The organism is Streptomyces sp. NPDC058685 (genome assembly GCF_042714725.1).
In the GTDB taxonomy this organism is placed as follows: domain Bacteria; phylum Actinomycetota; class Actinomycetes; order Streptomycetales; family Streptomycetaceae; genus Streptomyces.
On the sequence record NZ_JBHXSL010000074.1, the window covers coordinates 13,392 to 27,374 of the forward strand.

A 13,983-nucleotide genomic window follows, 5' to 3' on the forward strand; every position below is an offset into this window, starting at 1 on the left:
GTGGCGGACCCGCGGGCATATCCGGCTCAGCCGGATGCCCGCGCGGGAGGGGGCCCCGGGCAGCCGACAACAGCGGCGACACGGCCGGCGAGGTCCTTGGTGAGCTTGATGCGCTTGTCGGCATCCCGCGGGCGAAGGAGCTCGAGATGGAGCAGAACGCTCTTGCGGGTCCGCCAGGCTTCCGCGCCGTCATCGTCCGGATCCGGATCCACGGCCCCCTTGCCCGGGCAGCGGCGAAGCGCCTGTCGGCCGGTCGTTCGGCGAGCTGTGCCGCGGCGTCGACGACCCGGTCGGCCGGCGGGACCTCGGCCAGGAACCGTCCGATCTGCTCGCCGCCCGAGTGCACGAAGCACTTGGCGGTCGCGGTGGTGTACTCCGACCGCGTGGGCTCCGGCAGCGGCAGTCCGCCACGCAGCCGGCCCGACAGGTCGCCCTCCTGTCGTCACAGCCCTGTACACGACTGAACCCGTCCTGCCGGTTCCGCGGAACGATCCACATGGACCCGATCCCGACTCGGCCGGGGGCGTACACCGGTGTCGCCGGCGAGGTGACGGGCAAGCTCCATCCGCACAGAAACTCGCGGACAGGGCAGGCCAGGTGACGTACATGCGGACACGCGGGCGGATGAGTGTCATGGGTGCGGCGGCGGCGCTGCTGGCGGTGGCCGGCTGCGGCGGCGAGCCCGTGTCGGGCGCGGAAGATCCCCCGGCCTCTCCCACCTCGGCGTCGCATGCTCCCTTCGACCAGCAGGTCGTGATGGACGGAGGCCGACGCGTCGGCATGTACTACAGCCCCGGCCGCGGACTCATGGAGCAGCACGTCGAACCCGGGACCACAGCCTGGAGCAAGCCCCACCTGGTGCACCGGACCACCGCGGACCCGTGCGGAAGCATGACACTGGCAGCGTTCGAGGGCGTGGTGGCGGTCGTCGCCGACTGGGGTCCCTACTGCGCCGATGGTGAACCTCCGACCGAGTCCCTCGCCGCGGTGGGTGAGACGGGCGGGTCGAGCTGGCACACCCGGGTGACGGAGAACTTCGACGGCTGGGAGAAGGTCACCGCGTCGGACAACGCTCAGCAACTCACCTTCACGAGAAGGTCCGTCGAGTGGCTGACCCAGCTCCGGTGGGACCGGGCGAAGGGCTTCGGGGAAGTGGAGGACATCCGTCGTTGACACGGGACAGCCGTGAGGCTCGGACATCGATCGGCGGCCCCGAAGAGGAGTCGGCTACCGGGCCGCAGCCCGGTAGCCGGCTCTCTCGCCTCGGGCTCAGACGTGTTCCGGTGTCAGTCCGGCCCCCTGACTCGTGCCGGTCTCCCCGGGCGCCGGGTCCGGGGCGCGGAAGAGGCGACCCGGCCACCAGAACCAGCGGCCCAGATCGAGGGCCAGTGCCGGCACCAGCACCGTCCGGACGAGGAAGGTGTCGAGCAGCACCCCGATTCCGACGATGACTCCCATCTGCGCCATGGTCACCAGCGGCAGTCCGGCGAAGACCGCGAACGTCGCGGCGAGGACGACGCCGGCGGAGGTGATGACGCCGCCCGTGCTCGTCAGACCTTCCAGCACGCCGCGGCTGCGGCCGAGGCGGAGGGATTCCTCCCTCACCCGGTGCATCAGGAAGATGTTGTAGTCGATGCCCAGGGCGACGAGGAACACGAAGCCCATCAGGGGAATGGACCAGTCGACGCCGGCGAAGCCGAGCAGGTGCTCGAAGACGAGGTTGGAGGCGCCGAGCGCCGCGAAGTACGACAGCACCACCGTGGCGAGCAGCAGCAGCGGAGCGACGACGGCACGCAACAGCCAGACCAGGACGAGGAGTACGACCAGGAGCACCACGGGGATGACGGTCCGCAGGTCACGGTCGGCGGCCCGCTGGGTGTCCAGGGTCTGGGCGGTGGTGCCACCGACCAGGGCATCCGCGCCGGGCACCCGGTGGACGGCATTCCGTACCCCGTCGATGGTGTTCTTGGCGGCCCGGCTGTCCGGGGTGTCCTTCAACACCACGGACAGGGTGGCCAGTTCGCCGTCGGTGGTGCGATCGCCGTCCTCGACGCGGGCGACGCCCGCGACCGCCGCGGCGGCGGCCTTCACCTCGGGCGCCTCGGCGGAGACAGTGACGATCGTCGCCGGGTCGGAGGCGCCCGACGGGTAGTGCGCGGAGATCCGTTCCTGGGCGACGACCGACTCGGGCTTGTCCTGGAACATCTCGGACTGGGTGAGGCCCATGGTGATGCCGAAGGCGCTGAGCGCGAGGACGCCGGTGACGGCGACCGACATCATCCAGGACCAGCGGGGGCGACGGGCGACGGCGGACCCGATGCGGGACCAGACGGTGGTCGCCTTGCGGGCCGACGTGCCGAACCGGGGGACGAACGGCCAGAAGACCCAGCGGCCCGCGATCACCAGCAGCGCCGGGAGAACCGTGATCATCGCGATGAATCCGCAGATCACTCCCACGGCTCCGACCAGGCCCATGGAGCGCGAGGAGTTGATGTCGGCCAGCGAGAGGCAGGCGAGCCCGACCGCGATGGTGCCGGCGGAGGCGAGGATCGCCGGACCGGACCGGCGCAGCGCGATGGTCATCGCCCGGTGCCGGTCCTCGTGGCGGTGGAGTTCCTCGCGGTAGCGGGCGATGAGCAGCAGGGCGTAGTCGGTTCCGACGCCGAATACCAGGACCATCAGGATGCCGGCGCTCTGCGGGTCGACGGGCAGTTGTGCGTGCTTGGCGAGCAGGTACGTGCAGACCTGGGTGAGCACGGCGGCGAAACCGACGGACATCAGGGGGAAGAGCCACAGGACCGGGCTGCGGTAGGTGATCAGCAGGAGGGCCGCGACGACGAGACCGGTGGCGATCATCAGGGTGGAGTCGAGCGAGTTGAAGACGGCGACCTGGTCGACGAGCGAACCGGCGGGCCCTCCGACCTCGATGTCCACACCGGGTGGCGCGTTGGAGTCGGCGATGTCCCGCAACTCCTTGACGGCATCAGTGACTTCACCCTTGGTGTCGAGAGGGACAACGGTCATCAGAGCGTCGCCGTCCTGCGACCGGACGACCGGCGACACCTGCTCCCCCGACGCGGCGAGGCGGGTGAAGGCGCCGCGGTCTGCCGTCGCCTTCGCGGTGATCGCCGCCTCGTCCGTGCCGGTGTAGACGATGACGGCCGGCATCAGCGCGTCGTCACGGAACTTCTTCAGCTCGGTGTTGACCTGGGCGGACTCGGCTCCGCGCGGCAGGAAGGCGTTGGGCCCGGTGTCCTCGACGTCGCCGAGTTTGCCGGCCAGCGGGCCCAGCGCGACGGCGAGGATGAGCCACGCGGCGAGGACGAGCCACTTGGTGCGTCGGCCGCCGGGAGCGGTCGCCACCCGCTTGAACAGCGCTTTCATGAGTAGTCTCCTGGGTGTGGAGTACTGCCGGTCGATGACCGGCTCGGGGCGCACAGGACCCGCACCGCGGCGTGATGGTTTGCCGACCTGCCGCGGTGTCCGGGTGGGATGTGCCTGGGACGAGTTCTCCATGGGCACGGCCGGGAGTTGCCGCTCCCGGCCGTGTCACTGCTGCGGTGGTGACGGACGCCGATTCGCGTGCCGATGGGCGTGCCGCGCCGCCGTACCGCCTCCGCGTGCGGCTACTCGATCTCGCGCATCATCTTCTCCATCGACGTGATCGACGTGCGGGCCTGTGTCAGTTCGTCGAGAGTGCGGCGGTGCAACTCGACGTTGTCCTCCAGGAGTTGCGCGTACTTGGCCGCGAGCTCCTTGTACTGCTGCTCCCGGGAGGCCAGCATGCGGGCCCGCCAGGTCGCGGCGATCTGCCACACGACCACGATGAGGAACAGGAAGACACCGCCGGCGCCGGCCACTCCCGCCCAGTCCGCTCCGTTCATCGCGCAGTCTCCTTCACGGTCTCTCTCGCTTCCTCGGTGATCGTCCGCGCCGCCTCGGCGACGGTCGCGGGGGTCAGTGCGTAACAGAAGGGCGTGACCTCGAAGTACTTCATGGCTTTTCCGCCCTCCGACAGCTCCAGCTCGCCGGTGACGAGCCCCGCCGCCTCCAGTCGTTGCAGGTGCATGTGCAGCAGCGGGCGACCGATGCCCAGTTCCCGGGCGAGGCGGCTGACGTAGTTACGGCCTCCGTCGACGAGAGCGGCGATGATCCGCATGCGATGCGGATTTCCGAGCGCCCCGAGGATTTTCAGCAGTTCGTCCCCGCTCGGCTGCGGGTCCGGGACTCCGGTCATCGGGGCTCCCCTCCTGCGTACCTGTCACTCAAAGCTGACACCCCTCTCGCACACCTGTCAAAGGAAGCTGACACATATCAGGGAAACCTAGGGGAACGGTCAGGGGCTACTCCGGGTGCGGGGGCCGAAAGCCCGGCGTGTTGCGGCGAGACCGGCCTGCTGATGGGGCGGCCGATCAGTTTCGGGAGCGCCGCGAGTCGGTACTGGTGGGGCCGCCACCTTGTCGGCCGTGCCGGGGTCCGGAGCCCTGGCGACGCAGGAGGAGTGAAGGATGACCGTGGCAGTGATCGTCGCCGGTACGGTGCATGTGGAGCCGAACGAGCGGGACCGGTTCATCGAGGGCCACCGCGACATCGTCGAGCAGTCGCGCCGGGCGCCCGGCTGTCTCGACGTGTCGATCTCGCCCGATCCGGTCGACGCGGGACGGGTGAACATCTTCGAGCACTGGGAATCGCAGGAGACGCTGGACGCCTGGCGGGCTGTCGCGCCGCCTCCCACCACCTCGATCGAGGCCCGCGAGGGCCAGGTGTTCAAGCACGAGATCGCCAGGTCCGGGCCGCCGTTCGACTGATGGCCGCCACCGGTGCACGCGCGGGCCTCGCCGTCGGGTCGCGACAGGCGCCGTTACGCTCATGACCCGCCCCCGCTAAAGTGGCGGCTCGAACAACCATGAGCGAATGCAAGGGCGTTGATGCTGGACACGGCGCCCGCAGTCCGACACAGCGCCTGACGGAGAGTAGGGGCCCGTGCCGTCCGCGACCGTTCACTGCGCCATCTGTGGAGTGGGCTTGGACGTCGAGCCCACCAAGGCCGGCGGTCGCGTGGGGCGTCCCGCCCGATACTGCTCCAGCGCATGCCGGCAACGCGCCTACCGGCAACGGGCGTCAGCGGAACGGAAGAAGAACGCCGCCTCGGCGCCGCCGCCCGAAGCGCGGCAGACGTCGTCACCGGAGCCCGCAGGCGTGCGAACAGGGACGTCCGAACCGGCTCCCGCGCACTCGCCCGGGACCGTGGGGCGACTCCCCCTTCCACTCGACAGCTTCGTGGGCCGTGACGGCGAACTGGCGCAACTGCAAACCTTGTTGACCCGCCACCGGCTGGTGACGCTCACCGGCCCCGGCGGCGCCGGCAAGACTCGACTGGCCGTGGAACTGGGCCTGCGGGTGCAGTCCCGCTTCCCGGACGGCGTGTGGCTCGTCGAGTTGGCCGCCCTCACCGACGGCGCACTGCTCGTCCAGAGCGTCGCGGACTGCCTGGGCATTGCGGAGGAGGTCGGCAGGCCCATACTCGACACGGTCACCGACACGCTCGCCCCGCACCGGGCCGTACTGCTGCTCGACAACTGCGAACACCTCGTCCTGCCCGCGGCACAGCTCACCGAGGCGCTGCTCCGCAGCTGCCCGCACTTACGGGTGCTGGCGACGAGCCGGGAACCGCTGGACGTCCCCGGCGAGACCGTCGTACGGGTGGGCGAACTTCCGCTGCCGGGCCCCCGCCGGAACCTCACACGTACCCACCTGCTCACCTCGGCAGCCGTACGGCTGTTCGTGGAACGAGCACGCGCCGCCGCTCCCGGCTTCCGGCTCACCGACGAGAACGCCGACGACGTCGCCGCCCTGTGTACCCGCCTGGACGGCATTCCGCTGGCCATCGAGCTGGCGGCCCGGCGCGTGCGACTGCTGACGGTGGAGGAGATCAACGCCCGTCTGGACGATCGTTTCCGCCTGCTCACGCGCGGCTCACGGACCGCCGCCGACCGGCACCGGGACCTGAGAACCACCATCGAGTGGAGCCACGACCTCCTGGAGCCACACGAACAGGCGGCGATGCGGCGGCTGTCGGTGCTGGTCGGCGGCTTCGGCCTGAGCACCGCCACAGCCGCGTGCGCCGACGGGCGGACCGTCCTGGCGGAGGACGTGATCGACCTGCTGGCCGATCTGGAGGCGCGCTCACTGATCGTGCCGCAGAGAGCGTCGGCGGCGCATCGTTTCCGTCAGCTGGAGTCCATCCGGATGTACGGGCGGGAACGGCTGGACACGGCCGACGAGACCGACGCCACGTTCGACCGGCTGGCGAGCCATCTGCTGCGGCTCGCCGAACCGGTCGTCGGTGACGACATGCTGCACTGCTACGAGGAGCTCGAACCGCTCGACATCGAGCGCGCCAACCTCACCGCGACCGTCGACTGGGCGGCACGCGTCGGCGACAGCCGCCATCTGCCGCTCGCCGCCGCCCTCGGCCGGTGCTGGCGGCACCACGGACAGGCCGCCGAGGGCCGCGCGCTGTTGCGGACCGCGCTGGAGAGCACCGGCCCGGCACACCCCGCCCGGGTCGCGGCACTCGAACAGGCAGCCGCGCTGGCAGCGAGTCAGGGCGATCGCCCGGAAGCGATGGCCCTGGTGACCGAGGCAACGGAGATCGCCCTCGTGTCGGGTCGCCCCATCCCGCTCGTCCGGGCCCTCGGCACGCTGGCCCGGGTCCACCTGTCCTGCGACCGCAACGCGGACGCCTACGCGGCTTCGGCGCGATGCCTGGAGATCGTGCAGCCGCTCGACCGCCCCCTGGACATCGCCGTGTGTCTGCACAATCTGGCCTGGACGGCGCTGCAGTGCGGCGACACGGACCGGGCGGGCGAGCTGATGGAGAGCTGTCTGCCCCTCTACCGGCGGCACTCCCCGCACCCGCTGCCCCCAGAATGGCTGCACACAGCGGGCGCTCACGCGCTGGCGCGCAAGGACGCGCGGGCCGCGGAGCGGCATCTCCGTCAAGGGCTCCGGGCCTATCTGGTCTCGGCCGACTCCGGAATCCTCCCGGTCACCGGCGTGCTGACGCTGGAGAGCCTCGCGGTGGCGGCCTCTCAGCGCGAGCAGCCGCGCCGCGCACTGCGACTCGGTGCGGTGACGTCGGCTCTGCGGCGGGCCCGTCGGCTGCACAGCGATCCGGCCACGGAACGCGAGCTGCGGCAGGCCCTGGCCGAGGCCCGCGCCCACCTCTCACCGGCCGGCGCGCGGGAGGCCGAGCGGGAGGGCAGTGCGCTGACTCTGCCGCGGGCCCTCGACTACGCGGTGCACGATGTGTGGCAGGAGCAAGGCGACGGTCCTCTGCCGCTGACCGACCGGGAGCGCGAGATCGCCCGGCTCGTGGCGGTGGGCCTGACGAACCGTGAACTGGCTCAGCGGATCCATGTGTCCCAGCGGACGGTGGAATCGCACCTGGAGAACATCCGCGCCCGCCTCGACCTGCGGTCGCGTGCGCAGCTGGCGGCGTGGGCCACGCGGCATCTGGGTGCCGGGGCCCCGGACTCCTGACGGGGTGAGATCCGGCCGGCGGTGATCCGGTGCCGGTGCCGGTCCGACCACGGGCCCGGTCTTCTCGCGGCCCGGCCCCGGAGCGCTCCGCCCGCCCGGGCGGCGGTCGCTCAGCGCCTGATGCGGACGTCCCGCTCGTCGAGTGCCGACCGAAGGGCCTTCAGGGCGTAGTAGATGCGCGATTTGACGGTGCCCGGCGGAATGCCGAGCGCCGTGGCGGCCTCATGGACCGTCCGCTGACGGAAGTACGTCTCGCGCAGCACCTCGCGATGCCGCTCCGACAGCGCGTCCAGGGCGTCGGTGAGGACCACCGAGCAGAGCATGGCGTCGATGTGGTCCGCCTCGGCCACGACGTGCTCGTCCAGCCCGCTGCCGTCCACTTCCTCGGGGCGCGCCCTGCGCCGTCGATAGGTCTCGATCGCGAGCCGGCGGGCCACCGTGTACAGCCAGGGCCGTACGGGGCGCGTGCCGTCGAACACCTCCTTGTCCCACGCGCGCAGCAGGGTCTCCTGCACGATGTCCTCCGCCTGCTGCCGGTCCCCACCGACCAGACGCATGACGAAACGGAGCAGTACCGCCGCGTGCTCGTCGTAGAGCGTCCGCAGAGTTCTCTCCCGCTCGCAGGCGGCTCCTGCGGACCCGATGACCTTCCAGCTCCCCGGCGCCGCATGTTCCACCGCGATGGCCCCCATGGTGTCCCTCTCCTCCCGATCGGCGATGCGCCCAGAATGCGATCGACCGGTACGCGCGCACATGGGGTATCGCCGCACGGTTGGTTGCGTGACACAGGGGCGCCCGCGGGACGTCGCTGACCAGGGGTGATGCCGTGTCGCCGGGACGTCGTGCCGGGCCCTGCGACGAGGCGTTACGAAAGGAGGCGTTACGCAATCACCTGCCCCGCCGGGGCTCTCGTCGCACCGCACCGCCGGACAGGAGAACGAGGCCCGATACACCACGTCGCGCGGGGAACCGGAGAGCGCCTGTCGGCGAGTCGCTGAGCCCAACGGGTGCTTTCTCGCGCCCATAAGGGTGCCCACCCGGGCCGACGCCCCGCAATGGTGCGACGCATTAAGCATGAAAACGCATTATCAGAGGTTCAGACGACGCTGGGTGTTGCTCGCCGGCACCGTCCTTCTGGGGGCCGCCTGCACAGCCGGCCCCTTGCCCGCAGACCCACCCGCCGCCCCCGTACCGGGGGCCCCGAAACCAGCACCCGTGCTGCCCGTCGCGAAGGCGCGGTTGTCCGTCGCTGTGGCCGCGCTCGACGGCGACGACTGGGGCGTCGAGGTGTACGGCGACGCCTCCACGTACGACACCGCGAGCATCGTCAAGGTCAATATTCTCGCGGCGCTGCTGCTGAAGGTGCAGGACGAGGACCGAAAACTGACCATACGGGAGCACACCTACGCGACCGCGATGATCGAACACAGTGACAACGACTCGGCAGATGCTCTGTGGCGCAAGATCGGCCGCGCCGAGGGCCTGAACGCGGCGAACAAACGCCTGGGTCTGACATCGACCAGGGGCGGCAAGGGAATGCACTGGGGCCTCACCCAGACCACGGCGGAGGACCAGCTCATCCTGTTGCGGGCGGCGTTCGCGGAGGACTCGGCGGCGGCCTCCTCGCGTACCTCTCCGGAGCTGAGCCGGCCCTCTCGTGCGTACATCCAGAGGCTGATGAGCCGGACCGAGGCGGAACAGGACTGGGGCGTGTCGGCCGCGGCGGGTTCCGGATGGGCTCTGAAGAACGGCTGGCTTCCGCGCACCAAGACCGGCTTGTGGGACATCAACAGCGTGGGACGCGTGACCATCGACGGACGCAGATATCTGATCGCCGTGCTCTCCGACGGCCATGCGTCGATGGAGTCCGGGATCTCGCTGGTCGAGAAGACGGCGAAGGAGGCGATCGCCACGGTGCGGGGACGGTAGGGCCGAGGCGTTCTCGTGACACCGCGGCGACCGCCGCGACGAGGCCAACAGCGGCCCGGCCGGGCGCTGGTGGCCCACCTGTCCCTTCGGACAGGCGGGATCCGGTCACCCGGGTGCGTTGGCTAGTCTGCACCGGTGACCACCGACCTGACCCTGCTGCCGCGTGTCGCCTATCGCGGGCAGGAGGTCACAGCACCCCGGCTCCGCGGCCTGCTCGCCCTGCTCGCCGGCGACCTGCGCTCGGGCTGCAGCACCGAGCGGCTGGTGGCGGGGCTGTGGCCGGTCGAGTTGCCGGAGCGGCCCGGGAAGGCGGTGCAGGTCCTCGTGTCCAGGGCGCGGGCGCAGCTGGGCGCCGACGTCCTGGCGAGCACACCGACCGGATACCGGCTCGCCCTGGCCGAGGATCAGGTCGACAGTTCCGCCCTGCTGCTGCACGCCGCCGCCGGCGCGGACCGGGCCAGGGCCGGGGACCACGCCGGATCGCTGGCCGCGGCCGAGGCCGGGCTCGCGCTGTGGCGGGGCACTCCCGACGAGGCCGGTGACATCGACGACCCCGTGGCCGCGTTGCGCTCCGAACGCGCCCCGGTCCGCGGCGCGCTGATACGGACGCAGGCGCTCGCGCTCGCCCGGCTGGGCCGGCACGCGGAGGCGGCGGGCCCGCTGGCCCTGGCCGCAGCGGAGCATCCACGTGACGAGGAAATACTCGCCGAACTGCTGCGCGGCGAGGCGGCGAAGGCGGGCCCGTCCGCCGCGCTGTTGCGGTACGAGGCGTACCGCCGCGAGCTGCGCGACGAACTCGGCACCGATCCGGGCCCCGGGCTGAAGGCCGTTCAGCAGGAGCTGCTGCGCGGCGAGGCGCCGGTAGTCCGCCACGGTGTGCCGCACGAGCCGAACCCGCTCCTCGGCAGAGACGAGGACATCGCGGCGGTCGAGCGGCTGCTGCGCCCCTCGCGGGCCGTCACCGTCATCGGCCCCGGAGGTCTCGGCAAGACCCGGCTCGCGCACGCCGTCAGTCGCCGGGCCGAGCAGCGCGTGGTGTACTTCGTGCCGCTCGCCGGTGTCACGGCGGACGAGGACGTCGCCGCGGAGGTGGCGTCCGCGCTCGGCGCGGGCGACGGGCGGCACGCGGCAGGGGGCAAGCCCGGACGAAGTCCGGGGGAGAGCGGCACCTCCCCCGCCGATCCGGTGCCCGGCATCCTCGGTGCGCTGGGCTCCGGGCCCGCGCTGCTGGTCCTCGACAACTGCGAGCAGGTCGTCGGGGGCGCTGCCGACCTCGTACGGACCCTGGTCTCCTCGTCCGACGACCTGCGGGTGCTCGCCACCAGCCGGGCCCCGCTGGGGCTCACATCTGAGGCGGTGTACGCACTGCCGGAGCTCGGTCCCGACACCTCTGCCGAGCTGTTCACGCAGCGGGCCCGGGCCGCCAGGAGCGGGGTGCAGCTGCCGCCGGACGCGGTGGCCGAGCTGTGCAGGCATCTCGACGGACTGCCGCTCGCCGTCGAGCTGGCCGCGGCGCGGGTACGGGTCATGTCGGTTCCGGAGATCGCCCGCCGCCTCGGCGACCGTTTCGCGCTGCTGCGCGGCGGTGCGCGGGACGTGCCGGAGCGTCACCGCACGCTGCACGCGGTCGTGGAGTGGAGCTGGAACCTTCTCGCCGAGGACGCCAGGGCGGCGCTGCGCACCCTGTCCGTCTTCCCCGGCGGGCTCTCCGGCGAGGCGGCGGAGCATGTGCTCGGCGAGGACGCGCTGCTTCTGCTGGAGCAGCTGGCCGACCAGTCGCTGATCACCGTCGCCGACACCCCGGCCGGGGCGCGGTTCCGGATGCTGGAGACCGTACGGGAGTTCAGCGCGGCCCGTCGCACGGAAGCGGGCGAGGACGCGGAGGCCATCGGCCGATTCCTCGCCTGGGCACGGGACTTCGGTGTCGAGTACCACGACTGGTTCTTCGGCGCTGAACCACGTGCCGCCTGGGAGCGGATCAGGGGCGAGCAGGACAACCTCGTGCCGGCCCTGCGGCACGCCCTGGACCGTACGGACCGCCCCACCATCGCCGCACTCACCGCCGTCCTCGCCGCTCTGTGGTCCACCGACTCCGGCTTCCACCGCCTCTCCGCCCTCGCCGCGGACACCGGCCCGCCGCTCTCGCACTACTACCCCGAACCCGAGGACGTCGAAGTCGCCCGCGCCGCCGCGGTGTTGTGCACGGCGGCCCTGTTCATGGGGCACGGGCCGACCGCCGTACGCCAGCTGGTCATCCTCCGGCGACTGCCCCCGGCCCCGCCGGACACGCTGCTGCGCGCCATCGCGGTCGTGCTTAGCGCGGTCCCCGAGATGCTGCCGCCCGAGCACGACGTGCTGCGACGGCTCTGCGACGACGAGCAGCCGCTGGTCGCCGGCGTCGCCGAATGCATCGCCACCTATGTCTGGGAGTTCGGGCACGACATCGACCGGGCGCTCGCCTCGGCCCGCCGGATACTCGCGGAACTGGCTTCGGCCGACAATCCCTCCATGCAGCTCATGGGGCATTCCCGGCTGAGCGAGCTGTGCTTGCGGACGGGGCGGGGCGAGGAGGCGTACGAACACCTCAAGGCCGCGCTCGAGGTCGTTCCGCGGCTCGGCGAGGGGCACGACTACGTCTTCATCCGTACGAGTCTCGTCCTCGCCTGCCTGCAGCGCGGCGACCCCGACGAGGCCGACTACTGGCTGCGTCAGACGGAGCACGACAACACCCCTGAGCTGGACGCCTTCTACCGGCCCGGCCTCGGCGGGAGAGCCGAGATCGCGCTCACCCGAGGACTGACGGAGGTCGGGCTCGGCCTGTGGCGCGCCGCCGTGGAGCGGATGCCCGGGGCCGGCTCGACGCACAGCGACGACCTCTGGCTGGAGCCGTGGGCGCTGCAGATCCAGTCGGCGGCGGTGACGGCACACGCGCACGCCGGCCGTCTCGAGCTGGTCGCGGAGCCGCTCGACCGGTTGCGGCGGGGGCTGCGGACGTTGCTCGCCGGTCCACCCGGCTCACCCATGGAACTCGTTCTGTTCGGGACGGTGCTGCATGCCCTGGGTATGGCGGGACTCGCCTCCGCCGGTGCCGACGCCGACGCCGTACGGATGATCGCGCTGGCCGAACACCTGCGGGTGTTCCGTGAGTTCCCGACCATGTCGGCGGCCCGCGCCCGGCAGGCGGTCGAGGCCGCCGGGAACGCTGCCGGGGCGGCGTACGCCGACGCGGTGTCGGAGTACGCCGCCCTGGAGCGGGACGAGCTGCGGGAAGCAGCCCGTGAGCTCATCGCGGGTCGCGGTTGAACGACGCGCTCGACCAGCGGTAGCCGAGCGCGGCCAGGCCGAGGGACCAGGCGACGGCGAGCCATCCGTTGTGGCCGATCTCGGTGCCGAGCAGCAGACCGCGGAGCGTCTCGATGGCCGGGGTGAAGGGCTGGTACTCGGCGATGGGCTGGAACCAGCCCGGCATCGCGTCGATCGGCGTGAACGCACTGGAGATGAGCGGGAGCAGGATCAGCGGCATCGCACTGTTGCTCGCCGCCTCGGCGTTGGGACTGGCCATGCCCATTCCGACGGCGATCCAGGTGAGCGCCAGGGCGAAGAGCACGAGCAGTCCGAAGGCCGCGAGCCACTCCAGGGCGGTGGCGTCGGTCGAGCGGAAGCCGATGGCGACCGCGACAGCGCCGACGAGAACCACACTGGCGACCGACTGCAGGACGCTGCCGACGACATGTCCGATCAGCACCGAGCCACGGTGGATGGCCATGGTGCGGAAGCGGGCGATGATGCCCTCGGACATGTCCGTGGAGACCGACACCGCCGCCCCGATGACCGTGCTGCCGATGGTCATCAACAGGATGCCCGGGACGACATAGGCGATGTACTCGGATCTGTCGGCTCCGCCGCCGCCGATGCCCGCGCTCATCACCTCGCCGAAGATGTAGACGAAGAGCAGGAGCAGCATGACCGGGGTGAGCAGCAGGTTCAGGGTGAGCGAGGGGTAGCGCCGTGCGTGGAGCAGGTTGCGCCGCAGCATGGTGTTCGAGTCGCGGACGGCGAGAGAGAGGGCGCTCATCGGACGGTCTCCTTGGACTGGTTGGGGACGGCAGTGGGGGCGGCGGCGGGGCCGGTCAGGGCGAAGAACACGTCGTCGAGGTCAGGGGTGTGCACGGTCAGTTCGTCCGCCTCGATGCCGGCGGAGTCCAACCAGTCGAGGATCGAGCGCAGTTCGCGCTGGCTGCCGTCGCTCGGGATCTGAAGGGACAGCGACTCGTCGTCGCGGGTGACCTCACGCAGGGCGACGGCGGCCGACTGATACGCCGTCGGGTCGGTGAACCGCAGCCGCACATGCCCGCCCGGAATACGCCGCTTCAGCTCGTCGGCGCTGCCCTCGGCGACGATCTTCCCGTCGCTCAGGACGGCGATGCGGTCGGCGAGTTCATCGGCCTCTTCGAGGTACTGGGTGGTGAGGAAGACGGTGACCCCGCCGGAGACCAGCTCGCGGATGAT

The 13,983-nt window shown here is 71.3% G+C and carries 11 protein-coding genes and 1 pseudogene; 5 read left to right on the forward strand and 7 right to left on the reverse strand.

Translation table 11 applies throughout. From position 1 onward, the window contains the following. Positions 1-26: 26 nt before the first annotated feature. Positions 27-212 carry a hypothetical protein gene (locus ACFWU3_RS33805; RefSeq protein WP_384445046.1) on the reverse strand — a complete coding sequence of 62 codons (186 nt, stop codon included), beginning with the start codon at positions 210-212 and terminating at the stop codon, positions 27-29. Between the two features lie 394 nt (positions 213-606). Between ACFWU3_RS33805 and ACFWU3_RS33810 the strand changes: the two genes are divergently transcribed. Continuing rightward, positions 607-1,173 (forward strand): hypothetical protein, encoded by a 567-nt coding sequence (locus ACFWU3_RS33810; RefSeq protein WP_384445048.1) that lies wholly within the window; start codon positions 607-609, stop codon positions 1,171-1,173. A gap of 96 nt (positions 1,174-1,269) precedes the next feature. On the opposite strand, the gene ACFWU3_RS33815 is transcribed toward ACFWU3_RS33810, so the two are convergent. The 3 genes from ACFWU3_RS33815 to ACFWU3_RS33825 all read right to left on the reverse strand — a co-directional run bounded on the left by ACFWU3_RS33815 (position 1,270) and on the right by ACFWU3_RS33825 (position 4,237). Beyond that, the gene (locus ACFWU3_RS33815) at positions 1,270-3,384 is read right to left on the reverse strand and encodes an MMPL family transporter (protein ID WP_384445050.1); all 2,115 of its coding nucleotides are present in this window, start codon (positions 3,382-3,384) and stop codon (positions 1,270-1,272) included. Positions 3,385-3,626: 242 nt separating this feature from the next. Beyond that, entirely contained in the window at positions 3,627-3,884 is a 258-nt protein-coding gene (locus tag ACFWU3_RS33820; RefSeq protein WP_384445052.1) for a hypothetical protein, read from the reverse strand. Then, entirely contained in the window at positions 3,881-4,237 is a 357-nt protein-coding gene (locus ACFWU3_RS33825) for an ArsR/SmtB family transcription factor (protein ID WP_384445054.1), read from the reverse strand. The genes ACFWU3_RS33820 and ACFWU3_RS33825 overlap by 4 nt, the downstream gene beginning before the upstream one ends. A gap of 271 nt (positions 4,238-4,508) precedes the next feature. On the opposite strand from ACFWU3_RS33825, the gene ACFWU3_RS33830 reads away from it, so the two are divergent. Further along, the gene (locus tag ACFWU3_RS33830) at positions 4,509-4,808 is read left to right on the forward strand and encodes a putative quinol monooxygenase (protein WP_384445056.1); all 300 of its coding nucleotides are present in this window, start codon (positions 4,509-4,511) and stop codon (positions 4,806-4,808) included. A 508-nt stretch (positions 4,809-5,316) separates the two neighbouring features. Then, complete coding sequence (locus ACFWU3_RS33835) at positions 5,317-7,545, forward strand: ATP-binding protein (protein ID WP_384445057.1); 2,229 nt, start codon at positions 5,317-5,319, stop codon at positions 7,543-7,545. A gap of 110 nt (positions 7,546-7,655) precedes the next feature. Here the strand turns inward: ACFWU3_RS33835 and ACFWU3_RS33840 are convergent, their stop codons facing one another. Further along, positions 7,656-8,237, reverse strand: coding sequence for a sigma-70 family RNA polymerase sigma factor (locus tag ACFWU3_RS33840; RefSeq protein WP_384445059.1), 582 nt, complete (start codon positions 8,235-8,237; stop codon positions 7,656-7,658). A gap of 523 nt (positions 8,238-8,760) precedes the next feature. On the opposite strand from ACFWU3_RS33840, the gene ACFWU3_RS33845 reads away from it, so the two are divergent. Next, positions 8,761-9,474, forward strand: coding sequence for a serine hydrolase (locus tag ACFWU3_RS33845; RefSeq protein WP_384445062.1), 714 nt, complete (start codon positions 8,761-8,763; stop codon positions 9,472-9,474). Between the two features lie 135 nt (positions 9,475-9,609). Next, positions 9,610-12,777, forward strand: coding sequence for an ATP-binding protein (locus ACFWU3_RS33850; protein WP_384445064.1), 3,168 nt, complete (start codon positions 9,610-9,612; stop codon positions 12,775-12,777). Here the strand turns inward: ACFWU3_RS33850 and ACFWU3_RS33855 are convergent. Beyond that, positions 12,758-13,549: an ABC transporter permease gene (locus ACFWU3_RS33855; protein WP_384445066.1), complete on the reverse strand. Its 792-nt coding sequence runs from the start codon at positions 13,547-13,549 to the stop codon at positions 12,758-12,760. The genes ACFWU3_RS33850 and ACFWU3_RS33855 overlap by 20 nt on opposite strands. After that, positions 13,546-13,983, reverse strand: a pseudogene (locus ACFWU3_RS33860) (ABC transporter); the annotation flags it as partial. The pseudogene ACFWU3_RS33860 and the gene ACFWU3_RS33855, both read right to left, overlap by 4 nt.

Coding starts and splice junctions, on each gene's coding strand:
- ACFWU3_RS33810 (WP_384445048.1), top strand. CDS start 607: ATGCGGACACGCGGGCGGATGAGTGTCATGGGTGCGGCGGCGGCGCTG.
- ACFWU3_RS33815 (WP_384445050.1), bottom strand. CDS start 3,384: ATGAAAGCGCTGTTCAAGCGGGTGGCGACCGCTCCCGGCGGCCGACGC.
- ACFWU3_RS33820 (WP_384445052.1), bottom strand. CDS start 3,884: ATGAACGGAGCGGACTGGGCGGGAGTGGCCGGCGCCGGCGGTGTCTTC.
- ACFWU3_RS33825 (WP_384445054.1), bottom strand. CDS start 4,237: ATGACCGGAGTCCCGGACCCGCAGCCGAGCGGGGACGAACTGCTGAAA.
- ACFWU3_RS33830 (WP_384445056.1), top strand. CDS start 4,509: ATGACCGTGGCAGTGATCGTCGCCGGTACGGTGCATGTGGAGCCGAAC.
- ACFWU3_RS33840 (WP_384445059.1), bottom strand. CDS start 8,237: ATGGGGGCCATCGCGGTGGAACATGCGGCGCCGGGGAGCTGGAAGGTC.
- ACFWU3_RS33855 (WP_384445066.1), bottom strand. CDS start 13,549: ATGAGCGCCCTCTCTCTCGCCGTCCGCGACTCGAACACCATGCTGCGG.